The sequence below is a fragment of the Mesorhizobium sp. M0601 genome (assembly GCF_040320845.1).
Lineage (GTDB): Bacteria > Pseudomonadota > Alphaproteobacteria > Rhizobiales > Rhizobiaceae > Mesorhizobium.
The window spans coordinates 19,514-40,637 of sequence record NZ_JAMYQK010000048.1 but is presented as its reverse complement, the minus strand read 5'-3'; the positions used below and the strand labels follow the sequence as shown (position 1 = coordinate 40,637).

Annotated in this window: 21 protein-coding genes and 2 pseudogenes; 18 read left to right on the top strand and 5 right to left on the bottom strand. The window is 60.7% G+C overall.

Annotated features, from left to right (window positions below):
- Positions 1 to 61: 61 nt before the first annotated feature.
- On the bottom strand, positions 62 to 328 hold the full coding sequence (locus tag NKI41_RS33390; protein WP_502901254.1) for a Y4oE-related protein: 267 nt from the start codon (positions 326 to 328) through the stop codon (positions 62 to 64).
- A gap of 214 nt (positions 329 to 542) precedes the next feature.
- On the opposite strand from NKI41_RS33390, the gene NKI41_RS28955 reads away from it, so the two are divergent.
- On the top strand, positions 543 to 797 hold the full coding sequence (locus NKI41_RS28955) for a type II toxin-antitoxin system VapB family antitoxin (RefSeq protein ID WP_352503673.1): 255 nt from the start codon (positions 543 to 545) through the stop codon (positions 795 to 797).
- Positions 798 to 1,262: 465 nt separating this feature from the next.
- Positions 1,263 to 1,556 (top strand): annotated as a pseudogene (locus tag NKI41_RS28950) (SOS response-associated peptidase family protein); the annotation flags it as partial.
- A 15-nt stretch (positions 1,557 to 1,571) separates the two neighbouring features.
- On the opposite strand, the gene NKI41_RS28945 reads toward NKI41_RS28950, so the two are convergent.
- Positions 1,572 to 2,747, bottom strand: coding sequence for a Fic family protein (locus tag NKI41_RS28945; protein WP_352686122.1), 1,176 nt, complete (start codon positions 2,745 to 2,747; stop codon positions 1,572 to 1,574).
- Positions 2,748 to 2,901: 154 nt separating this feature from the next.
- On the opposite strand from NKI41_RS28945, the pseudogene NKI41_RS28940 reads away from it, so the two are divergent.
- From NKI41_RS28940 to NKI41_RS28920, 5 genes and pseudogenes are all read left to right on the top strand, one after another.
- Positions 2,902 to 3,158 (top strand): annotated as a pseudogene (locus NKI41_RS28940) (helix-turn-helix domain-containing protein); the annotation flags it as partial.
- A gap of 364 nt (positions 3,159 to 3,522) precedes the next feature.
- Positions 3,523 to 3,954: a potassium channel family protein gene (locus tag NKI41_RS28935; protein WP_352473158.1), complete on the top strand. Its 432-nt coding sequence runs from the start codon at positions 3,523 to 3,525 to the stop codon at positions 3,952 to 3,954.
- A 162-nt stretch (positions 3,955 to 4,116) separates the two neighbouring features.
- Complete coding sequence (locus tag NKI41_RS28930) at positions 4,117 to 5,085, top strand: GAF domain-containing protein (RefSeq protein WP_352473156.1); 969 nt, start codon at positions 4,117 to 4,119, stop codon at positions 5,083 to 5,085.
- A gap of 138 nt (positions 5,086 to 5,223) precedes the next feature.
- Positions 5,224 to 6,741: an aldehyde dehydrogenase gene (gene adh, locus NKI41_RS28925; RefSeq protein ID WP_352473154.1), complete on the top strand. Its 1,518-nt coding sequence runs from the start codon at positions 5,224 to 5,226 to the stop codon at positions 6,739 to 6,741.
- Between the two features lie 71 nt (positions 6,742 to 6,812).
- Positions 6,813 to 7,157: a DUF779 domain-containing protein gene (locus tag NKI41_RS28920; RefSeq protein WP_352473153.1), complete on the top strand. Its 345-nt coding sequence runs from the start codon at positions 6,813 to 6,815 to the stop codon at positions 7,155 to 7,157.
- A gap of 26 nt (positions 7,158 to 7,183) precedes the next feature.
- Here NKI41_RS28920 and hemN read toward each other — a convergent pair whose 3' ends face one another.
- A complete protein-coding gene (gene hemN / locus NKI41_RS28915; protein ID WP_352473151.1) occupies positions 7,184 to 8,533 on the bottom strand; it encodes an oxygen-independent coproporphyrinogen III oxidase in 1,350 nt (449 codons plus the stop codon).
- Positions 8,534 to 8,694: 161 nt separating this feature from the next.
- Between hemN and NKI41_RS28910 the strand changes: the two genes are divergently transcribed.
- Positions 8,695 to 9,423, top strand: a complete 729-nt coding sequence (locus NKI41_RS28910; RefSeq protein ID WP_352686119.1) for a Crp/Fnr family transcriptional regulator — start codon at positions 8,695 to 8,697, stop codon at positions 9,421 to 9,423.
- 2 nt (positions 9,424 to 9,425) lie between these two features.
- Here the strand turns inward: NKI41_RS28910 and NKI41_RS28905 are convergent, their stop codons facing one another.
- A complete protein-coding gene (locus NKI41_RS28905; protein ID WP_352473148.1) occupies positions 9,426 to 9,836 on the bottom strand; it encodes a hemerythrin domain-containing protein in 411 nt (136 codons plus the stop codon).
- A 251-nt stretch (positions 9,837 to 10,087) separates the two neighbouring features.
- Between NKI41_RS28905 and ccoN the strand changes: the two genes are divergently transcribed.
- From ccoN to NKI41_RS28855, 10 genes are all read left to right on the top strand, one after another.
- The gene (gene ccoN, locus NKI41_RS28900) at positions 10,088 to 11,698 is read left to right on the top strand and encodes a cytochrome-c oxidase, cbb3-type subunit I (RefSeq protein WP_352473147.1); all 1,611 of its coding nucleotides are present in this window, start codon (positions 10,088 to 10,090) and stop codon (positions 11,696 to 11,698) included.
- An 11-nt stretch (positions 11,699 to 11,709) separates the two neighbouring features.
- Positions 11,710 to 12,441: a cytochrome-c oxidase, cbb3-type subunit II gene (gene ccoO / locus NKI41_RS28895; RefSeq protein WP_352473146.1), complete on the top strand. Its 732-nt coding sequence runs from the start codon at positions 11,710 to 11,712 to the stop codon at positions 12,439 to 12,441.
- 14 nt (positions 12,442 to 12,455) lie between these two features.
- Positions 12,456 to 12,605 carry a CcoQ/FixQ family Cbb3-type cytochrome c oxidase assembly chaperone gene (locus NKI41_RS28890; RefSeq protein ID WP_023759205.1) on the top strand — a complete coding sequence of 50 codons (150 nt, stop codon included), beginning with the start codon at positions 12,456 to 12,458 and terminating at the stop codon, positions 12,603 to 12,605.
- A 2-nt stretch (positions 12,606 to 12,607) separates the two neighbouring features.
- Positions 12,608 to 13,471 carry a cytochrome-c oxidase, cbb3-type subunit III gene (gene ccoP, locus NKI41_RS28885; RefSeq protein ID WP_352473144.1) on the top strand — a complete coding sequence of 288 codons (864 nt, stop codon included), beginning with the start codon at positions 12,608 to 12,610 and terminating at the stop codon, positions 13,469 to 13,471.
- A gap of 217 nt (positions 13,472 to 13,688) precedes the next feature.
- Complete coding sequence (gene ccoG, locus NKI41_RS28880; RefSeq protein ID WP_352473143.1) at positions 13,689 to 15,248, top strand: cytochrome c oxidase accessory protein CcoG; 1,560 nt, start codon at positions 13,689 to 13,691, stop codon at positions 15,246 to 15,248.
- Positions 15,245 to 15,742: a FixH family protein gene (locus NKI41_RS28875; protein WP_352686117.1), complete on the top strand. Its 498-nt coding sequence runs from the start codon at positions 15,245 to 15,247 to the stop codon at positions 15,740 to 15,742. Before ccoG ends, NKI41_RS28875 begins: the two co-directional genes overlap by 4 nt.
- Positions 15,739 to 18,027 carry a cation-translocating P-type ATPase gene (locus NKI41_RS28870; RefSeq protein WP_352473141.1) on the top strand — a complete coding sequence of 763 codons (2,289 nt, stop codon included), beginning with the start codon at positions 15,739 to 15,741 and terminating at the stop codon, positions 18,025 to 18,027. The genes NKI41_RS28875 and NKI41_RS28870 overlap by 4 nt, the downstream gene beginning before the upstream one ends.
- Entirely contained in the window at positions 18,024 to 18,179 is a 156-nt protein-coding gene (ccoS, locus tag NKI41_RS28865) for a cbb3-type cytochrome oxidase assembly protein CcoS (RefSeq protein ID WP_352473140.1), read from the top strand. The genes NKI41_RS28870 and ccoS overlap by 4 nt, the downstream gene beginning before the upstream one ends.
- A 206-nt stretch (positions 18,180 to 18,385) precedes the next feature.
- Positions 18,386 to 19,492: a copper-containing nitrite reductase gene (gene nirK, locus NKI41_RS28860; RefSeq protein ID WP_352473139.1), complete on the top strand. Its 1,107-nt coding sequence runs from the start codon at positions 18,386 to 18,388 to the stop codon at positions 19,490 to 19,492.
- A gap of 51 nt (positions 19,493 to 19,543) precedes the next feature.
- Positions 19,544 to 20,536 carry an SUMF1/EgtB/PvdO family nonheme iron enzyme gene (locus NKI41_RS28855; RefSeq protein WP_352686115.1) on the top strand — a complete coding sequence of 331 codons (993 nt, stop codon included), beginning with the start codon at positions 19,544 to 19,546 and terminating at the stop codon, positions 20,534 to 20,536.
- Here NKI41_RS28855 and NKI41_RS28850 read toward each other — a convergent pair.
- Positions 20,479 to 21,042 (bottom strand): cytochrome b, encoded by a 564-nt coding sequence (locus NKI41_RS28850; protein ID WP_352473137.1) that lies wholly within the window; start codon positions 21,040 to 21,042, stop codon positions 20,479 to 20,481. The two genes, NKI41_RS28855 and NKI41_RS28850, sit on opposite strands and share 58 nt — an antisense overlap.
- Between the last annotated feature and the right edge of the window lie 82 nt (positions 21,043 to 21,124).

Genomic DNA, 21,124 nt, shown 5'->3' with positions numbered 1-21,124 from the left:
GCTGACTTCGGTCCGGCGTTCTCTCGACAAGCAGGCAGTTCCCTCGTCGAACATGATTTCCCTATCGGGAAAAGCCTGGACGAACTCTCTCCGACGCTGCTTCCACTTCGGCAACGGGCGAACCCGCTTGAAGATAGGCGAATACCCGAAACCAGAACCGGTACTCCCGTATCCGCCCGTTGCAATACGCCGACACGGCGCACCAGGCGATTGCGGTTGCGGCTGTCCTTCCCCACAGGGCTGTCGCTGCCTCTGCAGCTTCAGGCACGGTCCGTTTCTGCACGGCGGCATCGCGGTTGAAGGCATCCAACAGATTGGGATCGCTCACCGCCCGATGGTGAGACGTGCCCGCGACAAGATACGGTCGTCATCAGCTGCGAACATCCTTCGGCCGAGCAACGGCAGGCAATGACGGTGCGCCGGCTGAAACGAATTTACTATGTCCGCAGCGTCGAATATTACGCCGCCCCGCGCCGTAGCGACCGAGCACTGAAAAAAGCTACACGACGCGTAATGATGGATACGCGATTGGAGCTACACATATGACCTTGAACATCCGAAACGACGAAGCTGACAAATTGGCGCGGGAGCTTGCCCGCCTCGACCGCACCAATATCACCGAAGCGGTGATATCCGCTCTCCGTGAGACAATCCGAAACCGGATGAAAAAGGAGCGGCCGCGCGAGACCGCACAGAAGATTCTGGCAAAACATGGCCTGTCTTTCCAACCTGATCGAAAGCCGGTCCCACAAGAAGCCTATCACGACCTGGATCACGATCTGCAGGGCGACGAATAAGGTTCGTGGATGCCTGTGCCATCGTGTCGATGATGGCTGGCGAGGACACGGCCGATAGCTACGAAGCCGCCTTGCTGGAAGCGCCCTCCCCCTTCACATCGACGCTCGCCGCGTGGGAGGCGATTATTGTTCTATCCTGGCCGGACCAGCTGAATTCCCCGTACAGCGCCGCCGGGGCGGTCGTGGTCAAATGGCTGGAAGCAGAAGAATCGCGCTTCGCGAGCCAGGATCGCCGCTGCGGGTACTGTCCTATGCCGTCGCGGTTGCCGAAAAACACGGAATTGGCAACGCTACTTCAGCAATTTCGATTGCTTTCACTACGCCTATGCCATGACAATGCGCGCGCCGCTGCTGACGCTCGACGGGCTCTTGCGCGAAACCGAAGTGAAGACCCTGCCACAAAGCACAACGGCCCTTTCCGCGGACAAAAAGCCATAGCCGGAACGCGCCCCCAGAGAGCGCTGTGCGTATGCCATTGCCATGAAGTCGGGCGAGCCGTTCGCTTTGGCGGCGCTCTGGGAGAATTGGCGCGACCCCGCTATCGGCGACAACATCCGCTTCACGGTGCTGACCTGTGAGCCGAATCCGCTCATGGCGACTTTCCACAACCGTGTGCCGGTCATACTGGCGCCCGAAGACTACATGACCTGGCTGACCGTCATCGTCTTCGACTATGTTGATGAGATGGTCCCGGTGCTGGCACGCATGGCAGCAAAACGGCGAACGGGATATCGGACGCTCGGCTATAGGGTTGAGTGATCCGCCGCCGGCCGCTCATCGGCTGAAGTCCAGTTCCGTTCCGGTTCGCAGACGTTCCATATAGGCGCGATAGCCGAAACTGCGGTCGCGCTTCTTTCCTGTCGTTTCCACGAGGATACCGATTTCGGCCAGCACCTCGATGGCGCGGGCTGCGGTCGGTTTGCTCGTGTCGAGCAGCTTCATCGCCGATGCGACGGTCACGATCGGATGCCGCGGAAGCCGCTCGAACAATCGAAGAGCTGAAACGGATACGGATTCGACACCCAGCAGCCGCGTGCGATCCGCGCTGACGAGGTTGAACAATTCACGCGCCGAGCCGACAGCTTCATCGGCGATCGTGGCGATGCCATCGAGAAAAAAATCGATCCAGCCCTCCCAGTCGCCCTCTAGCCGCACGCGATTGAGGCGCCGGTAGTATTCCTCGCGATGACGCTTGAAGAAGAGGCTGAGATAGAGAAGCGGAGCCCTCAAGAGTCCCCAGTGTTCCAGCAGGAGGGCGATCATCAGGCGCCCGATCCGCCCATTGCCATCGAGATAGGGGTGAATGGTTTCGAACTGGGCATGCAAGAGACCCGTCCGCACTAGCTTCGGCAGCTGGTCGTCGGCGTGGATGTATTTCTCTAAAGAGCTGAGAAGCTGAGGGAGTTTCTCGGAAGGCGGCGGAACATAAGCCGCGTTCCCGGGACGGCTTCCGCCAATCCAGTTCTGGCTGCGGCGGATTTCTCCGGGCTGCCTGCTTCCGCCGCGCACGCCGCGCATCAACCGCTTGTGTGCTTCGTTCAAGAGCCGCAGGGAAAGCGGCAGACCACGCTTCGACGCGAGCTGGTTGCGCGCGTAGGCAAGGGCGTCAAGGTAGTTTGTCACCTCCTCGACATCGGCATTGGGTTGGGGCTGTTCCTCGGCTTCAAAAGCGAGAAGGTCGACGAGCGATGCTTGCGTGCCCTCGATCTGAGACGAGATCACCGCTTCCTTGCGCACGAAGGCGTAGATGAACCAGTCGAGCGAAGGCACCATCTCGCCCGCCAGATCGAGTCGGACAAGCGCCTGCTCGGCTTGCCCAAGGCGGCGTTCGAGCTTGGTGTCGATGACAAGCACCGGCCGCACCGGCGGCAGATCGAAGGGGACGAAGGCACCAACCTTCTCGCCGCCTGCGGTCACGCTTTCGTACCGGCCTGTTGTGCGCTTCGGCATGACTTGGCGGCTCAACCCGGGGGACGACGTTGTTCCAACGGCGACGCAAGAACGCTTATGTTCTCTGTCGGCCACGCTGAGAACGAACTCTTTACTAGTCAGAGTTCTTAGTCAATAGATTGTTCCTAGTGGTTTCCGCCTGCGAATCTGGCGCATGCGCACTGGAACATCTCTCACCGTCTCGCCTTCTGATCATCGGCGCCTGGCTGGTCAGCGACCGCAACAGTCCGCAGAAGCATGTCTGGCGCGCCGAGATCGTGCCGTTGAGCGCCGATGGTATCGGTACGGTCGAAATCATGCGGCGGACCGGCAACCTGTGTCTGGCGCTGGCAGGAGCGCTTCGCTGAGGAAGGCTTTGAAGGGCTGCTGCGCGACAAGACGCGGCTCTCGCGCATTCCGCCGCCGAATCCGCCCATGGTGACGTTCCACAACCGTGTGCCGGTCATACTGGCGCCCGAAGGACCCCGAAACGGAACATCTCATGAAGGCGTTCCCAGAAGACCTGATGACCATGTGGAAGATTGGCCGCGACGTCGGCAACAAAATCAGGCTCTTTCCCGTATTGCACCGCATGATCTCGTAGGGGTTTGCCGCGAGCTCGCGATACCCGAGATACCCATGGCGTAGCGATCTGCCTCCACGCCACGCCCGCGAACCCGGCCTGCATGTCGAGCATGGGGATGCGAAACCCGGCCGAAAGGCCAGAGCAACAACCGCGAACTGCAGATTTGATCTGGCGCAAACAGTGTCGCGATTCCGACCGGTAGGGTCACCCATGATTCTAAATCTGCTCATCGGCACGATCGTCATAAGCCTGACGGTGCTGGTTCACACCTTTGGCCTTATCGCCGTCACACATGCGATGGGATATCTTGTCTCCCGCTTTCGCATGCACGGGCGCCGCAGCCGCATCGTGGCGATGATCAGCGTGGTGATGGGCCTCTTTGCCGTCATGACCGCGGAGGTGTGGCTCTGGGCCGGGCTATACCGGTTGCTCGATATCTTCGCCGATTTCGAAACGGCGTTGTACTTTTCCACCATCACCTTCTCGACGGTCGGCTATGGCGACATCGTGCCAGCTCATGCGTGGCGTGTCCTGGCGGCGCTGGAGGGCGTGAACGGGTTCTTGCTCATCGGCTGGTCGACCGCCTACCTGATCGCAGCCGGCACCCGTATCGGACCGTTCAAGGCCGGTGAGCATTTCTGACCAACCGATGCGCAGACTTGCTCCGGATCAATGATTGCGTGGCATTACTGTTGGTAGGCTTTCTCGATGGGTGCTTAGGCAAGAGCGACTTGCCTTCTGCTTCTTTCGGCGAATTGACTACGTGCTAATCGGAGGAAAGAAATCAGTTTCGGGAGGATGAGTATGGGCGAAAAACTATACGGTCATCATGCTGACCGCATTCAAGCGGCGATTGCTTCGGACGCTGCGGCGACGTCGGCGTTGGTTGCGTCCTGGCGCCGGTCTTCCAATTTGCATCGGCTCGATCCAGCTGACCGCAGCCCTCCACATTATCTGACCGAGGCCGAACTGGGGCAGGCCCGGCAACGCATCGAACCTCTCGTCAACGCCGCGCAATCAAGTCTCGATCGTCTCTATCTTGCGGTAGGCGGCGTCGGATGCTGCGTCCTACTCGCCGATCGTGACGGCGTGCCGATCGAACGGCGCGGCGCGCCCGTAGACGACAAGACGTTTCATTCCTGGGGTTTGTGGACTGGCTCGGTCTGGAATGAGGAAAGCCAGGGCACCAACGGAATTGGCACCTGTCTTGTCGAAGGGCGCGCGCTGACAATTCACCGTGACCAACATTTCCATACGCGCAACACGGTACTCAGTTGCACCACCGCCCCGATCCACGATCACGAGGGGAATCTTGTGGCTGCTCTTGACGTGTCTTCCTGCCGGGCTGACCTGATCGAGGCCTTCGCCAATCTCATTTCGATCGCCGTGATCGACGCGGCGCGCCGGATCGAGGCGGAGAACTTCAGGATGGCATTCCCGAAGGCGCGAATTCTGCTGGCGCCGGTGAGCGACAAAGGCTCCGGCGCGCTCATCGCCGTCGATGCCGACGAGCTCGTGGTCGGCGCGACCCGTTCGGCCCGCCTGGCACTTGGCATTACGCAGCAGTGCCTCGACAAACCAATGCCCGCCGCCGATCTGCTCGGCTGGGCCGAGAGTGACTCCAAAATTCTCGCTGAGGCAGAGCGCGCAGCTCTGCAGCGAGCGCTGGCACGGGCAGACGGAAATGTCTCCGCTGCGGCTCAGGCACTTGGGATTAGCCGCGCGACGCTTCACCGCAAACTCAACCGCCTTGATGTTCACCGGACGCACTGACCTTTCGATCTGACTGTCGCAATTCTGCGACACATCGCCTCCGACCACTGTGACCGGTACGGTGACAACCACAGGCGGAAATCGCAAGTCTCTTCCGAAGCGTCGCATCCCGCGACGTCAGCTTTGGGAGGAATACGCATGAACAAGGTTGAATTCTCACGCTCGGTCAAGGCGCCCTTCGACAAGCGCTACGGCAATTTCATCGGCGGGAAATGGGCCGAGCCCCGCGCCGGCCGCTACTTCGAGAACTTCTCGCCGGTGAACGGTCAGCTACTTTGCGAGGTGGCGCGCTCGGATGCCCAGGACATCGAGGTGGCCTTGGACGCGGCACATGCCGCCAAGGACGCCTGGGGGCGCACCAGCGTTGCTGAGCGGTCACTCATCCTCAACCGCATCGCCGATCGCATGGAGGAGAACCTCGATCTCCTCGCATGCGCTGAAACATGGGACAACGGCAAGCCGATCCGTGAAACAACCGCCGCCGACCTGCCCTTGGCCATCGACCATTTCCGCTATTTCGCGGGCGCCGTGCGCGGCCAGGAAGGGAGCCTTTCCCAGATCGACGACGACACCGTCGCCTATCATTTCCATGAGCCGCTCGGGGTGGTTGGCCAGATCATCCCCTGGAATTTTCCGCTGCTGATGGCATGCTGGAAGCTTGCTCCCGCGCTCGCCGCGGGAAACTGCGTCGTGCTGAAGCCTGCCGAGCAGACCCCGGCTGCCATCCTGCTGTGGGCCGACCTTATTGGCGATCTGCTGCCGCCGGGCGTGCTCAACATCGTCAACGGCTTTGGTCTCGAGGCGGGCAAGCCACTCGCGTCGTCGCCGCGCATTGCCAAGATCGCCTTTACCGGCGAGACCACGACGGGCCGGCTGATCATGCAATATGCCAGCCAGAACCTTATCCCCGTAACACTGGAATTGGGCGGCAAATCGCCAAACATCTTCTTCAAGGATGTTGTCGCCGAGGACGACGATTTCTTCGACAAGGCGATCGAAGGCTTCGTCATGTTTGCGCTAAACCAGGGCGAGGTCTGTACCTGCCCGAGCCGCGCGCTCATCCATGAATCGATCTACGATACGTTCATGGAACGCGCGCTGAAGCGCGTCGAGGCGATCGTGCAGGGCGATCCGCTCGATCCGGCGACGATGATTGGCGCCCAGGCCTCGTCCGAGCAGTTGGAGAAGATCCTGTCCTATATCGACATCGGCCGCCAGGAAGGCGCGGAGGTGCTGACCGGTGGCGCCCGCAATGTTCTGCCTGGTGATCTGGCGGGCGGCTATTACGTCAAGCCGACCGTGTTCAAGGGACACAACAAAATGCGCATCTTCCAGGAGGAGATCTTCGGGCCGGTGGTTTCTGTCACGACCTTCAAGGACGATGACGAAGCGCTCAGCATTGCCAACGACACGCTTTACGGCCTCGGGGCCGGGGTCTGGACCCGCGATGGCAACCGTGCCTATCGTTTCGGCCGTGCGATCCAGGCCGGCCGCGTCTGGACCAACTGCTACCACGCCTATCCCGCGCATGCGGCCTTCGGCGGCTACAAGCAGTCTGGCATCGGCCGCGAGACACACAAGATGATGCTCGACCACTATCAGCAGACCAAGAACATGCTGGTCAGCTATAGCCCGAAGAGGCTCGGCTTCTTCTGATCACCTCTTTGCCCCACAGGCGCGGCCCCGCGCGGGGCCGCGCCCATAATGGCTGGAAACCGGATTAGACTATGCATGCAAAAGTCACGGCGACGCCGGAAGCGCTTGAACTGATCGCGGAGATTGTTGCCGAGCACGGACCAGTGCTGTTTCATCAATCGGGCGGCTGCTGCGACGGGTCTTCGCCGATGTGCTATCCGCGTGCTGACTTCATCGTCGGCGATCAGGATGTGTTGCTCGGCCACATCGGCGACGCACCCTTCTATATCGGGGCTTCGCAATTCGAGGTGTGGAAGCATACCGATCTCATCATCGACGTAGTGCCTGGCCGCGGCGGCATGTTCTCCCTCGATAACGGACGGGAGAAGCGATTCCTGACACGGTCGAAGATCTGCGCTGTTCAGATCGGGAGGTAGCCTTCCCAACCGACTGCAGCCGATGCTCAGACCGCTACCGAATGCCTGGCCTTGCCGGTTTCGAAATATTTGTCGAACTTTGCCGCGATGCTCCTGACAAATGGCCGGCTTTCCGCAGGCACGACGAAGCGGTCACCATCAAGTTCAAGCAACCGCGCAGGACCATCAAGAGCCGTGGAACTCGCCTCGAGGAGAAGTCTTTGGCCGGCTTCGCCAAAGCGCTCCACCAGCTCAATCGCCGAGAAGGCGAAGTCACACATCAATCGCTCGATGATCCAGCCGCGAACACGGTCGTCGTCGGAAAGCGCGATACCCCGAACAGCGGCCAGCCCGCCATCAGCAACCATACGTCCATACTCGGCGGTCGAAGGCATATTCTGTGCATAGCCCTGGCGAAACTGGCTGATGGATGACGGGCCAAGGCCGATCAAGGTCTCGCAGCGATCCTCGGTATAGCCCTGAAAGTTCCGGTGCAGTGTTCCGGCGCGGGCGGCAAGCGCGAGGGCATCGCCCGGTTTGGCGAAATGGTCGAGGCCGATTGCTTCGTATCCCTGGTCCACGATCGCCCGCGCCGCCAATTGCGATTGAGCAAATCGCTCCTCTGGCCCTGGCAGCCACGCCTCGTCGATCATCGTCTGATGTCTCTTGAACCACGGCACATGGGCGTAGCCAAAAAGCGCGATCCGATCCGGTTCCAGGGTCAGTGCCTGTGCAACCGTGGAGGCGACGCTCTCCCTGGTCTGATGCGGCAGGCCGTAGAGCAGATCGAGATTGACGGATTCGACGCCGCGCGAACGAACGCCATCAACAACCGTCTTGGTCTGCAAAAAGCTCTGCTCGCGGTTGATCGCTTTCTGCACCTTCGGGTCGAAATCCTGGACGCCGAGGCTCGCACGGGTCATGCCGATTTCGGCGAGTGCATCGAGGCGGGCATCGTCCATATCGTTGGGTTCGATCTCAACGCTGATCTTTGCACCGGGCAGAAACGTGAAGCTGTTGCGCAGGACGGTTCCCAGCGCCACCAGATCCTCCGGTTTGAGCATCGTTGGCGAACCGCCGCCGAAATGGACGGCACGCACGCGGCCCTTGCCTGCGACAAGACTGGAGACGGTGGCGATCTCGGCATCCAGTGAGCGCAGATATGTGGTCACTGGTTCGTAGTGGCGTGTCTGCTTGGTATGGCAAGCGCAGAACCAGCAAAGCTTGTCGCAATACGGGATGTGCAGATAGAGCGAGATCTCATCGCCATCGTTGAGCGCCTGCAGCCAGCCACGACAAATTGCAGCATCAACGCCTGCATGAAAATGCGGCGCTGTTGGGTAGCTTGTATAGCGCGGCACGTTCTCACCAAGTCTGGCAACTAATTCTGACCGCATGTCTCTATCCGCTCCACTTTGCATGGCGCGACATTGCTCACATTGGACGCCGGCGGCCTTGATTTCGGTCAATGCCATCTTGCCGCGGACAAACTGCCGCAAGGCTTTTTCGGGCGGATGCTATATCCTGCTGGCACCTTCGGATTTCTCGGACCATCGTGGTGTCAGTGCGTCAGGATGTACACAGCGCCGGCGTTCCCGTGCTTTGCCAATCATGCGAAGCGTGCCACCATGGTGTATGCGGTGCGCTCGATCCCGATCAACTGGTGGGCCTGGCCAAAACCTCGTCGAAGCATACCGTTGAACCGGGCGCAGAACTGATTGGCGACACCGAGACCGTCGACAGTTATTCGAACGTGCTTTCCGGCGTGGTGAAGCTGACAAAGAGCCTGTCGGACGGACGCCAGCAGATTGTCGGCCTCCAGTTCGCCCCCGATTTTCTGGGGCGGCCCTTCAAGGTGGAAAGCGCAATCAACGCCGAAGCCGCAACGTCCGTTTCCCTGTGTTCGTTTCCAAGGGCGTCCGTCGAAAGGATGATGAGAGAGTCGCCAGAACTCGAGCACCGCCTGCTCAAGCAGACGCTGAACGAACTCGACGAGGCACGCGACTGGATGGTCACGCTGGGCCGCAAGACCGCTGCGGAAAAAGTGGCGAGCTTTCTGCTGATGATTGCCAGAAACATCGATCCCACGCTCGATCCGGCCGCTCAGTCGACAAGTTTCGATCTGCCGTTGACGCGCGCCGATATCGCCGATTTCCTTGGCCTGACGATCGAGACAGTGAGCCGGCAGCTAACCCGACTGCGATCAGATGGAGTGATCCGGATCGAGAACAATCGGGAAGTCACCGTCGACAAGCTGACCCGGCTACAACGACGCTCTGGCGACTAGGATCAATCGACGATCCCGATCATCGGCAGGACGTGCTCGCGTTCAAACGCGATGTGCCGGCGCAAGCTCTCGAACAGGCCGCGCAACATGAAACCGATGGCTTCGGGGTTCTCGACCGTCTCGCCGTGACCGATGGCCAGCAGAGTTTCGGTCACCTCGCCGGCAAAGCATTCATCCTCGACATGTTCGGCCCGCAAGCGCCTGGTTGAGGCAAGGTTCGCATTGCTGCCTCCCGTGGCCTCCTCATAGGCGGGGAAGATGACCGTCTCTTCGTATCGATGAATGTCGCGCAGCAGCGGAATGATCGCGTTGGCCGTGCCGAGGCACTTCAGACGGTCGACCCTGGGCAAGGCATCTGCAATTGTCTCCAAAGCATCGCAGAGCTGCAGCTTTTCCCTGTGCGCGCGCCTCATGACGGCAGCCGGGACCGCTTCTCTGCTGGATCGACCAGCTGGTATGGGATTTTCATCGCCTTCGTCGAACAGCGGCGATCCCTGCCATTTCTTCCGGTTCAACGTCGGCCTCCGGTCGTTTGCAAGGGCCACGCTGCCCAATCCGAAAGGGCTGAGCTTTGACATGGATCAAGGCGGCGACACCGCGACTGCGGAATTGGTGTCAAGCGGATTGGTATCCGCGCATCCCAATCCGAGGTCGGGGACATCTCATGAAGTTCGGCACGCAAATCTTCGCCTTGGGCCTGTTCACATTTGCGGCCCTTGTGGCAGCCGGGTTCGGTGTGGACGAGCCATTCCGGCAGCATATGTGGGTCCTGTTTTTTGTGCTGCTCGGCTTTGTCGCCATCCTCATTCGCAACACGAGTTTCGAAGTAGCTGCTCCGATCGACCCGTCCGCCTACATGGATGGGCCAATCCGCTATGGCGCCATCGCCACCATGTTCTGGGGTGTCGTCGGCATGCTGGTCGGCGTCGTCATTGCGCTGCAACTTGCCTACCCCGATCTCAACATTCAGCCCTGGTTTAACTTCGGCCGTTTACGGCCATTGCATACGTCGGGCGTCGTCTTCGCCTTCGGCGGCAATGCGCTGCTCTGCACGTCATTGTATGTCGTGCAACGAACCTGCCGCGCTCGGCTGTTCGGCGGCGATCTCGGCTGGTTCGTGTTCTGGGGCTACCAGCTCTTCATCGTTATGGCGGCGACCGGCTACCTGCTCGGCATCACCGAGAGCCGCGAATACGCCGAGCCCGAATGGTATGTAGACGTCTGGCTGACCATCGTCTGGGTCGCCTATCTCATCCTGTTCCTCGGCACGATCCTGAAGCGCAAGGAGCCGCACATCTACGTCGCCAACTGGTTTTATCTCTCCTTCATCGTCACCATCGCGATGCTGCATGTGGTCAACAACCTGTCGATGCCGGCCTCATTCCTGGGTTCCAAGAGCTACTCCGCCTTTTCCGGTGTCCAGGACGCCCTGACGCAATGGTGGTACGGCCACAACGCGGTCGGCTTTTTCCTCACCGCCGGCTTCCTCGGCATGATGTATTACTTCGTGCCCAAGCAGGCGAACCGGCCGGTCTATTCTTACCGCCTGTCGATCATCCACTTCTGGGCGATCATCTTCCTCTACATCTGGGCCGGTCCGCATCACCTGCACTACACCGCCCTGCCCGACTGGGCGCAGACGCTCGGCATGGTGTTTTCGATCATGCTGTGGATGCCGTCATGGGGCGGCATGATCAACGGCCTGATGACGCTGTCGGGCGCCTGGGACAAGCTACGCACCGATCCCATTATCCGCATGATGGTGATGGCCATCGCCTTCTACGGCATGTCGACCTTCGAGGGCCCGATGATGTCGATCAAGACGGTCAATTCGCTGTCGCACTATACCGACTGGACCATAGGTCACGTGCACTCCGGTGCGCTCGGCTGGGTCGGGATGATCTCGTTCGGCGCGATCTATTACATGGTGCCGAAGCTTTGGAATCGCCAACGGCTCTATTCGCTGCGGCTGGTCACCTGGCACTTCTGGCTGGCGACGCTCGGCATCGTCGTCTACGCGGCCGTCATGTGGGTGTCTGGCATCATGCAGGGCCTGATGTGGCGCGAATACGACGAGCAGGGCTTCCTGGTCTACTCCTTTGCCGAAACCGTGGCCGCCATGCACCCCTACTATGTCATGCGCGCCATCGGCGGGGCCATGTACCTCTCCGGCGCCCTGATCATGGCCTGGAACATCGCCATGACCATCCTCGGCTACCAGCGCGAGGAGGAGCCGATGCCCGGCGCTGTTCCCGCCCTTCAGCCTGCCGAATAAGGAGCCAGACAATGGGCTTGATGGACAAACACGCGATCATCGAGAAGAACGCTACGCTTCTTCTCGTTGGCTCTCTTCTTGTGGTGACGGTCGGCGGCATCGTCGAGATCGCACCGCTCTTCTATCTCGACAACACGATCGAGAAGGTGGAAGGCATGCGCCCTTACTCGCCACTCGAACTGGTGGGGCGCAACATCTATGTGCGTGAGGGCTGCTACCTCTGCCATAGCCAGATGATCAGGCCATTCCGCGACGAGGTCGAGCGCTATGGTCACTACAGTCTGGCGGCCGAGTCGATGTACGATCATCCTTTCCAATGGGGATCGAAGCGCACCGGACCGGACCTCGCCAGGGTTGGCGACCGCTACTCTAATCTATGGCATGTCGAGCACCTTACGGATCCGCGTTCGGTGGTGCCTGAATCAATCATGCCGAGCTATGCGTTCCTGAAAGACACGCCGATCGATGTGAAGGACTTCTCTACGCATCTGGTCGCCAACAGGCGGGTCGGCGTCCCCTACTCCGACGACATGATCGCGCACGCCAACGCCGATCTGATGACGCAAGCCGATCCCAACGCCGACACATCCGGCCTCGATGCCCGCTACCCCAAAGCCAAGATCGGCGACTTCGACGGCAACCCGCAACAGGTCACCGAAATGGATGCCCTCGTCGCCTATCTCCAGATGCTCGGCACGCTGGTCGATTTCAAGAACTACGACGAAGCCGCCGGCTACCGCTGAGAGGAGTTTTACCCATGGATTACAATTTGATGCGGGAGTTCGCCGACAGCTGGGGTCTGGTCGCCATGGCTCTGTTCTTTGTCGGCGCGATCGCCTTTGCCCTGCGCCCCGGCAGCCGCAAGCTTGCCGACGAAGCTGCCCGGATTCCTCTTGAGGACGAGTGATCATGAGCGACGAGCATATCGATGAGATCTCTGGCGTTTCGACCACTGGTCATGAATGGGATGGTATTCGCGAGCTGAACAACCCGCTCCCGCGCTGGTGGGTCATTACCTTCTACATCACCATTGTCTGGGCGATCGGATACACCATCGCCTATCCGGCATGGCCTCTGCTGCATTCGGCAAGCAAGGGCGTGCTTGGCTATTCGAGCCGCAACGAGGTCGGTCACGAGTTGATGGCGGCCGAGGTGGCCAAGGGCAAATACGTCACGGCAATAGAATCGAAAAACGTCTCTGAGATTGCCGCCGACGATACACTGCGCGAATTCGCGGTCGCTGCCGGCGGCGCCGCGTTCAAGCTCAATTGCGTGCAGTGCCATGGTTCCGGCGCCCAGGGCTCCAAGGGCTTCCCCAACCTCAATGACGACGACTGGCTGTGGGGCGGCAAGGCGGACCAGATCCAGCAGACGATTACGCATGGCATCCGCTTCGCCTCCGATCCGGATACGCGCCTGTCGGAAATGCCAGCCTTCGGCGACATCATCACCGCAGACCAGATCAAACAGGTCAGCGCCTATGTTGCTAGCCTGTCCCAAACCGTCGGCGATCAATCGTTGGTGGTGCCCGGCGCTAAGGTTTTTGCCGAAAACTGCGTGGCCTGTCACGGCGACAATGCAATCGGCAACAAGGAGCTCGGCGCTCCTGATCTGACCGATGCCATCTGGCTCTACGGATCGGGCGAAGCGGCCATCGCCGCCCAGGTCGCCGCGCCGAAACAGGGCGTGATGCCGGCCTGGGGCGCGCGGCTGGGCGAAACCAGGATCAAGGAGCTGGCGGTCTACGTGCATTCGCTAGGCGGTGGAGAATAGGAACGGGGGGCTATTCTCCGGCCCTCACCGTCCAAGCGACGAGGCCCGGCTCTGCCGGGCCTCGATTTGTTTGCGTGTACCCGGCGATTGACCTGCATCAACGCGGCGCAATCCAGTCGACGGCAAAATCCGCTCGACGCTGTATTTCGCGCACCTGTCTGCACCCAGCCAGGTCACGTGCCCGGCGAAATCACAAGCTCCGTGACGGGAGAGACCAGTGCTGGACAATACGCAGGTAGAACGGCTCGAAGCCGAGGCGATCAACTCCGCCAAAGTGCGACAGCCGATGTATGCCGCGCGCAAGAAGATCTTCCCGAAACGGGCCTCCGGGAATTTTCGTCAGTTCAAATGGCTGGTGATGGCGGTCACCCTTGGCATCTATTATCTGACGCCGTGGCTGCGGTGGGACCGTGGCCCGTTTGCCCCTGATCAGGCCGTGCTGCTCGATGTCGCAAATCGGCGTTTCTACTTCTTCTTCATCGAGATATGGCCGCAGGAATTCTACTACGTCGCCGGCCTTCTGGTTATGGCCGGCGTCGGTCTCTTCCTGATCACGTCGACCGTCGGTCGTGCCTGGTGCGGCTATACGTGCCCGCAGACGGTATGGGTCGACCTGTTCCTGGTCGTCGAGCGGGCCATCGAGGGCGACCGCAACGCGCGCATGAAGCTTGACGCCGGGCCGTGGACTGCCCGCAAGCTCGTGCTGCGGGTGTCGAAACACGCCATCTGGCTAGTCATAGGTGCGGCGACCGGCGGCGCCTGGATCTTCTATTTCGCCGATGCGCCGATCCTGCTCGGCGAACTCTTCACCGGCACGGCAGCGCCTGTCGCCTATATCACCGTCGCCGTGCTGACAGCGACGACCTATACGTTCGGCGGGCTGATGCGCGAGCAGGTCTGCACGTATATGTGCCCATGGCCGCGCATCCAGGCAGCCATGCTCGACGAAAACTCGCTCACCGTCACGTACAACGACTGGCGCGGCGAACCGCGCTCACGTCACGCCAAGAAGGCGCAAGCCGCGGGGAAGGCTATCGGCGATTGCGTCGACTGCAATGCCTGCGTCGCCGTCTGTCCGATGGGGATCGACATTCGCGACGGCCAACAGCTTGAATGCATCACCTGCGCGCTCTGCATCGACGCCTGCGACGGCGTCATGGACAAGCTTGGCAAGGAGCGCGGGTTGATCTCCTACGCGACACTCTCCGACTACAACGCCAACATGATGCTAGCGACCGCGGGCGGTTCCATTGCAGTCAATCCGTCGCTGGTCAGAACCGCTGACGGCCTGTTTTTAGACAGTGTGGCTCATTTCCACATCCGCAAGATCTTTCGTCCCCGCACCTACGTGTACATAGCTATGTGGGGGCTGATCGGCCTGGGCCTGCTCTATTCGCTGATGACGCGCGACCGGCTCGAGATCAATGTCTTGCATGACCGCAATCCGCAATTCGTGACGCTGTCCGACGGCTCTATCCGCAATGGCTACACCGTCAAGCTGCTGAACATGATCCCCGAACCAAGAACGATCATCGTCACCATAGGGGGCTTGCCAGGCGCAGAGATGAGCATCGTCGGTGTCGATCTTCCCGCCGATCGTTCTTTCGCGATCCAGGTCGAACCCGACCGGCTTAAGATGTTGAAGGTTTTCGTGCGCCTGCCTGCTGATGAGATCCTTGGCGAAGCGCAGATCTTCACACTCCGGGTCGAGGACAAAGCGAGTTTCGAGTCGAACGAATACATCGCCACCTTCAACGCCCCGGAGATCGCCAGATGAACGCCACCACGCGAAAATCCCGCGAATTCACCGGCAGGCACATGTTGGCCATCATCCTCGCCTTTTTCGGCGTGGTCATTGCGGTCAATCTGACGATGGCGACGCTTGCCAACACAAGCTGGACCGGTCTTGTCGTCGAAAACACCTATGTGGCGAGCCAGCAATTCAACAAGAAGGCTGAGGAAGGGCGCGCGCAGGCAGCGCTTGGCTGGACCGGCAAGCTGACCATCTCATGGGGCGAAGTCCGCTATAGCCTCACCGACGCTGCCGGCAAGTCGGTTCCCTTGCATGGCGTGAAGGTGCTGTTTCGCCATCCCGCTTACGAGAAAGAGGATGAGGCCGTCACGCTCGCCCTCGCCTCGGGTCAGGAGTATGCAGTGCAGCACATGCCAAGGGATGGTGTCTGGATTGTCGAAATCGACGCCGATGCCGGTCTGGCAAGACCGTATCGCGACGTCCGCAGGATCATGATTTCCCAGAGAGCGCTGCAATGAGCTGTTGTGCACCAGGTGCTGAAGTGGCGCTGGACCTGGTCAGTGCCGCGTCTGTCCTGCCCTCCAGCCAGGAGATCAGGCTGGCGAGCCGATCGCTTGGCGATGATCTTCGCCAGACCGACCTTTCCGTACCGACGGTTCACTGCGGAGCCTGCATCCAGGCGATCGAGACGACGTTGGCAAAACTCGAGCACGTCGAGGCCGCTCGCGTGAACCTGTCGACGAAGCGTGTCTCGGTCCGGTGGCGTGGGGCGGAGGTTCCACCGTTCGTCGCCGTGCTGGAGGGGCTGGGCTACCAGGCCCATCTGTTCGAAGCCGAGATCGACGCAAAGGACAAGACGCTCTCGGAGCTCATCCGCGCCGTCGCTGTTGCCGGCTTTGCGGCGGGCAACATCATGCTGCTGTCGGTTTCGGTCTGGTCCGGTGCCGAGGGCGCGACCCGCGACCTGTTCCACTGGGTCTCGGCACTGATCGCCATCCCCGCACTGGCCTTCGCCGGCGGCATCTTCTTCAAGTCGGCCTGGAATGCCTTGCGCCACGGCCGCATGAACATGGACGTGCCGATCGCGGTCGGCGTGTCGTTGGCCTACGCGATGAGCCTCTATGAGACGACCACCCATGGTGACCACGCCTATTTCGACGCGTCGGTGTCTCTGCTGTTTTTCCTGTTGATCGGCCGCACGCTGGATCACGTGATGCGCGAACGCGCCCGCACCGCGGTGAAAGGCCTGTCACAACTGGCCGCGCGTGGCGCCATGGTGCTGCGCGACGATGGCGCACGCGACTATCTGCCGGTTGGCGAGATCGAACCGGGCATGCTGTTGCTGATCGCGGCCGGCGAAAGGATCCCCGTCGACGGCAAGATCACGCGTGGGACATCGGACGTCGACTGCTCGCTGGTTTCGGGCGAGAGCACGCCCAGAAGCGTGGCGCCAAACGACGCCATCCAGGCCGGCGTGCTCAACCTTACCGGCCCGCTGACCATCGAGGCGACAGCTGCCGCGAAGGATTCGTTCCTGGCGGAAATGGTTCGGCTGATGGAGGCCGCCGAGGGCGGTCGCGCACAGTACCGCCGCATCGCCGACCGCGTTTCAGCGCTCTATGCTCCAGTTGTTCATCTCACCGCCTTCGTGACATTCCTTGGCTGGATGGCGGCAACTGGCGACTGGCACCGGGCCATAACCATCGCCATCGCCGTTTTGATCATCACATGCCCCTGCGCGCTCGGCCTCGCCGTGCCGATCGTCCAGGTGGTCGCCGCGCGGCGCCTGTTCGAAAACGGCATCATGGTCAAGGATGGTTCGGCCATGGAGCGCCTGGCAACAATTGATACAGCGGTGTTCGACAAGACCGGAACGCTCACGCTCGGTCAGCCTCGGCTCGTCAATGCGGCCTCGATCGATCCGGCCATGCTGACGATTGCGGCCGACATGGCCGGGCATTCGCGTCATCCCTTTTCAAAGGCCATAGCCGGTCTTGCCGCTGGCGGCGGGCAGCACAAATTCGATGCCGTCACCGAGCATCCGGGGTTCGGTATCGAAGCAACTGACGTCGGAAGTATCTGGCGGCTGGGCAGACGCGGATGGGCTGGATGGAAGGCCCGCACCGGCGGCGAAGGCAAACATGGCTATGGCGGGACGGTCCTGACGAAAGACGGGATCGTTGTCGCGACCTTCAATTTCGACGATGCGTTGCGTGCCGACGCCAGGGCGGCGATCGAGCAGCTGAACGATGCAGGGATTTCGGTGGAAATGCTGTCAGGCGACACCGCGAGCGCCTGCGGCGAAGTCTCGAAAATGTTGGGTATCGACCACTTCCTTCCGTGCCTGCTGCCATCCGGCAAGGTCGAACGCATCGAGGGCCTGGCGAAAGACGGGCACAAGGTCCTGATGGTTGGCGACGGCCTGAACGACACGCCTGCGCTGAGCGCGGCGCATGTTTCGATCGCGCCGGCCACGGCCGCTGACATTGGCCGCAATGCGGCGGACTTCGTCTTCCTGCGCGAAAGCTTTGTGGCGATTCCCCTCGCGATTGACGTCTCGCGCAAGGCAGGAAGCCTGATTCGTCAGAACATTGCGATCGCAATCGTCTACAATGCCGTCGCCGTGCCGATCGCGATCCTGGGGCACGTCACGCCACTGATCGCCGCGATCGCCATGTCTGCCTCGTCGCTGCTTGTCATCGGAAATGCGCTGCGCCTGCAAGGTTCGATGTCGCACATCCGGGCCAAGGATGTTCAGCGTGACAGGGTGTCCGACATCAGCAAACTGGCGCAATCCTCATGACCACCCTTGCCTACCTCATCCCCGTCGCCCTCTTTCTCGGTGCGCTTGGACTGGGGGGCTTCCTATGGGCGTTGAGAAGTGGTCAGTACGAGGATCTCGACGGAGCTGCCGAGCGGATCCTTATCGATCGGGAAGATAGACTGGACCGCTGATCCAGGGCCGAGGGGCTGACAAGCAGTGCCGGTGCGGCCAACCGCTCCCACGGCCCTTCCCCATCGCGACTATGCCGCGCGCGATTGCTGTTTCCGGGGGTTGTTGCCCCTAGACTGAATTGCACCAATTTGCGCCAGCGCAAGGAACCGCTGCGTCAGGTCAGTTACCTTCTGCTCATCCGCAACGGTTGAGACAGGAGATTGATATGATCACGCGACGCGAAGCCCTCTTTGGAGCAGCGATTGGCGCTGCTGCCGTGGCGGCACTGCCGGCGTCTTCGGCAACGGTGACAAAGGCGGACATTCGAGGGCTTCTGCGCGAAAAGATCAGGCTCGTGGCACCGCCTTTTGTCCATCCGCACGACCAGGTCGCCAAGGGCGAACCGAAGATCGTCGAATACTCCATGACGATCGAGGAGAAGCCGATGGTCATCGACGCGGACGGGACGCAGCTCAATGCAATGACCTACAACGGCTCGATTCCTGGTCCGCTGATGGTCGTGCACCAGGACGACTATGTCGAACTGACGCTCATCAATCCCGACACCAACTCGCTTGCCCACAACATCGACTTTCATGCAGCCACAGGTGCACTGGGTGGCGGCGGCCTCACGTTGATCAATCCAGGCGAACAGGTAACGCTGCGCTTCAAGGCAACGCGGACGGGAACGTTCGTCTATCACTGCGCACCTGGCGGCGCGATGATCCCATGGCATGTCGTCTCCGGCATGAGCGGCGCAATCATGATCCTGCCGCGCGACGGACTCAGGAACGACAAGGGCAAGCCGGTCAAATACGACAAGATCTTCTACATCGGCGAGAGCGACTTCTACATTCCGCGCGACGAGAAGGGCAACTACAAGACCTACGAGTCGCCAGGCGACGGTTACGACGATATCGTCAAGGTCATGCGCGGGCTGATCCCGACGCATGTGCTGTTCAACGGCAAGGTCGGTTCGTTGACCGGCGACAACGCTATGAAGGCGAAGGTCGGCGAAACCGTGCTGATCGTCCATTCGCAGGCCAACCGCGATACGCGGCCGCATCTGATCGGTGGCCACGGCGACTATGTCTGGGAACAGGGCAAATTCGCCAACCCGCCGGCCAAGGATCTGGAAACCTGGTTCATCCGTGGCGGCTCTGCCGGCTCGGCGCTCTATAGGTTCCTGCAGCCCGGCGTCTACGCTTATGTCAATCACAACCTGATCGAGGCCGTGGAACTCGGGGCGACCGCTCACTTTATGGTCGAGGGCGAGTGGAATGACGACCTGATGACGCAGGTCGAGGCGCCCAAACCCATCGCCACCAACTGATGGAACTCCATTTGCCCGGACAGTGTCGCTGTCCGGGCAAGGACAACAGCCATGTCCCCTTACATCCTGAAATTTGTCGCGGTCGCCATGGCGGCCACTTCTGTGCCGGCGGCTCTGTCGATAAAGGCAGCCAGTTGGGACCGGCCGCCTCACGCCGTAGCTGTCACGACGACTTTGCTGTCCGGCTCCATCACCTATCCCATACCCGGCGAGTTCCTGAAGGACGGCCACCCGCAGGCCAATCCCCGCCTCAAACGCCAGCTCGACCAACCGCTCGAAATCATGACCTATCAGGTCAGCGCGGAAGACTATGCAGATTGCGTCGCTGAAGGCAGCTGCCAGCCGGCACAGGAGACGCGCACGATCCCCGCCACCGCTCCCGTGACCGGCGTCAGCTATCTCGATGCCAACGCATACGCCCGATGGTATTCGCAAGCGACCGGCGACCAATGGCGGCTGCCATCCGACGAGGAATGGGCATTTGCCGCGGCGGAGCGGTTCGCCGGCGAATTCGAGGGTGTCGAAAGCGACGCCAACAACCCGTCCAAACGCTGGCTGACCAGCTACAAGGCCGAGGTGGACCTCAATCGCAAGCCGGACCCGCTGCCCAAGAGCCGTGGCTCTTTTGGTGTGAATTCCTTGGGACTCGCCGACTTTTCCGGCAATGTCTGGGAGTGGACGTCGACGTGCTACGTCCGCACCACGCTGCATGCAGATGGCGGCAATGTCGAGAGTTCGGTCACAATTGCGGCGTGCACGTCCTTGAAGGCCTTCACCGGGCCTACATGTCCAACTTCGTCAGCGACGGAAAAAGCGGCGGCTGTGCCGTCGGCAGGCCGCCCGACAATCTGGGGTTTAGGCTCGTCCGAGCCTCGCCAGGTTGGGCGAACAAAGTTCTCGCCCAGCTGGGTGCGATCTGACGGAAAGTCCCGTCAGAGTCTGGCAACGATCTGTCTGCCGGGGACGCCAGAATTCACAGGCCAGACCTATCGGCCGGGCGACAGCATCCGCTTGAGCGTGCCGTCACGAAGCCAGTACTGGTGAAACAGTGTCGCCAAGGCATGGACGGAAATCAGGACCATAAACACTGGCTTGTTGAGCGAATGGATGTCGCCCCATGGGTCGCCAACGTAGAAGGCAAGAAGCCCCACAAAGGGCGTTGCGAGCAAGAGCAGATAGAAAAGGCCGTGCGAGATCTGCGCGGCGATCTGCATCCAGCCAGTGCCGCCTTCCGCAGGCTTGGGAGTACCCGATACCAGGCGCATGACCAGCCGAGCGATCACGAGGACCAGGATCGAAATCCCGACCCAGTAATGGGCGGAGCCCAATGCCTGGTCGGCTGGGGAGACCGCGGTTCCCTCTTCAGCCGCGTCAACCACGGTTGTCATGCTCTCGCCGAAGAACAGCTGGAATAACACCAACGATGCTATGACCCAATGAAGCGCGATTTGATAAGTTGAATAGCCAAGTCTGGTTTCTGACATTTTGATTCCCCTGATTAAAACAGCCGCGCAGTCGCGATGCTGATTAACATGGGAACCTTGGCTCAAGTGGGCTCGAATCCTCCCGCAATTGTGGCCAAAAGCTTACAGAACAGATATGTAATACGCTGCGCGGCCATACGCGATTGCC

What these genes read in the sequence shown, in the direction of transcription:
- NKI41_RS28955 (WP_352503673.1), top strand. Translation starts at nt 543, where the DNA reads ATGACCTTGAACATCCGAAACGACGAAGCTGACAAATTGGCGCGGGAG.
- NKI41_RS28945 (WP_352686122.1), bottom strand. Translation starts at nt 2,747, where the DNA reads ATGCCGAAGCGCACAACAGGCCGGTACGAAAGCGTGACCGCAGGCGGC.
- NKI41_RS28935 (WP_352473158.1), top strand. Translation starts at nt 3,523, where the DNA reads ATGATTCTAAATCTGCTCATCGGCACGATCGTCATAAGCCTGACGGTG.
- NKI41_RS28930 (WP_352473156.1), top strand. Translation starts at nt 4,117, where the DNA reads ATGGGCGAAAAACTATACGGTCATCATGCTGACCGCATTCAAGCGGCG.
- adh (WP_352473154.1), top strand. Translation starts at nt 5,224, where the DNA reads ATGAACAAGGTTGAATTCTCACGCTCGGTCAAGGCGCCCTTCGACAAG.
- NKI41_RS28920 (WP_352473153.1), top strand. Translation starts at nt 6,813, where the DNA reads ATGCATGCAAAAGTCACGGCGACGCCGGAAGCGCTTGAACTGATCGCG.
- hemN (WP_352473151.1), bottom strand. Translation starts at nt 8,533, where the DNA reads ATGCGGTCAGAATTAGTTGCCAGACTTGGTGAGAACGTGCCGCGCTAT.
- NKI41_RS28905 (WP_352473148.1), bottom strand. Translation starts at nt 9,836, where the DNA reads ATGAGGCGCGCGCACAGGGAAAAGCTGCAGCTCTGCGATGCTTTGGAG.
- ccoN (WP_352473147.1), top strand. Translation starts at nt 10,088, where the DNA reads ATGAAGTTCGGCACGCAAATCTTCGCCTTGGGCCTGTTCACATTTGCG.
- ccoO (WP_352473146.1), top strand. Translation starts at nt 11,710, where the DNA reads ATGGGCTTGATGGACAAACACGCGATCATCGAGAAGAACGCTACGCTT.
- NKI41_RS28890 (WP_023759205.1), top strand. Translation starts at nt 12,456, where the DNA reads ATGGATTACAATTTGATGCGGGAGTTCGCCGACAGCTGGGGTCTGGTC.
- ccoP (WP_352473144.1), top strand. Translation starts at nt 12,608, where the DNA reads ATGAGCGACGAGCATATCGATGAGATCTCTGGCGTTTCGACCACTGGT.
- NKI41_RS28875 (WP_352686117.1), top strand. Translation starts at nt 15,245, where the DNA reads ATGAACGCCACCACGCGAAAATCCCGCGAATTCACCGGCAGGCACATG.
- NKI41_RS28870 (WP_352473141.1), top strand. Translation starts at nt 15,739, where the DNA reads ATGAGCTGTTGTGCACCAGGTGCTGAAGTGGCGCTGGACCTGGTCAGT.
- ccoS (WP_352473140.1), top strand. Translation starts at nt 18,024, where the DNA reads ATGACCACCCTTGCCTACCTCATCCCCGTCGCCCTCTTTCTCGGTGCG.
- nirK (WP_352473139.1), top strand. Translation starts at nt 18,386, where the DNA reads ATGATCACGCGACGCGAAGCCCTCTTTGGAGCAGCGATTGGCGCTGCT.
- NKI41_RS28855 (WP_352686115.1), top strand. Translation starts at nt 19,544, where the DNA reads ATGTCCCCTTACATCCTGAAATTTGTCGCGGTCGCCATGGCGGCCACT.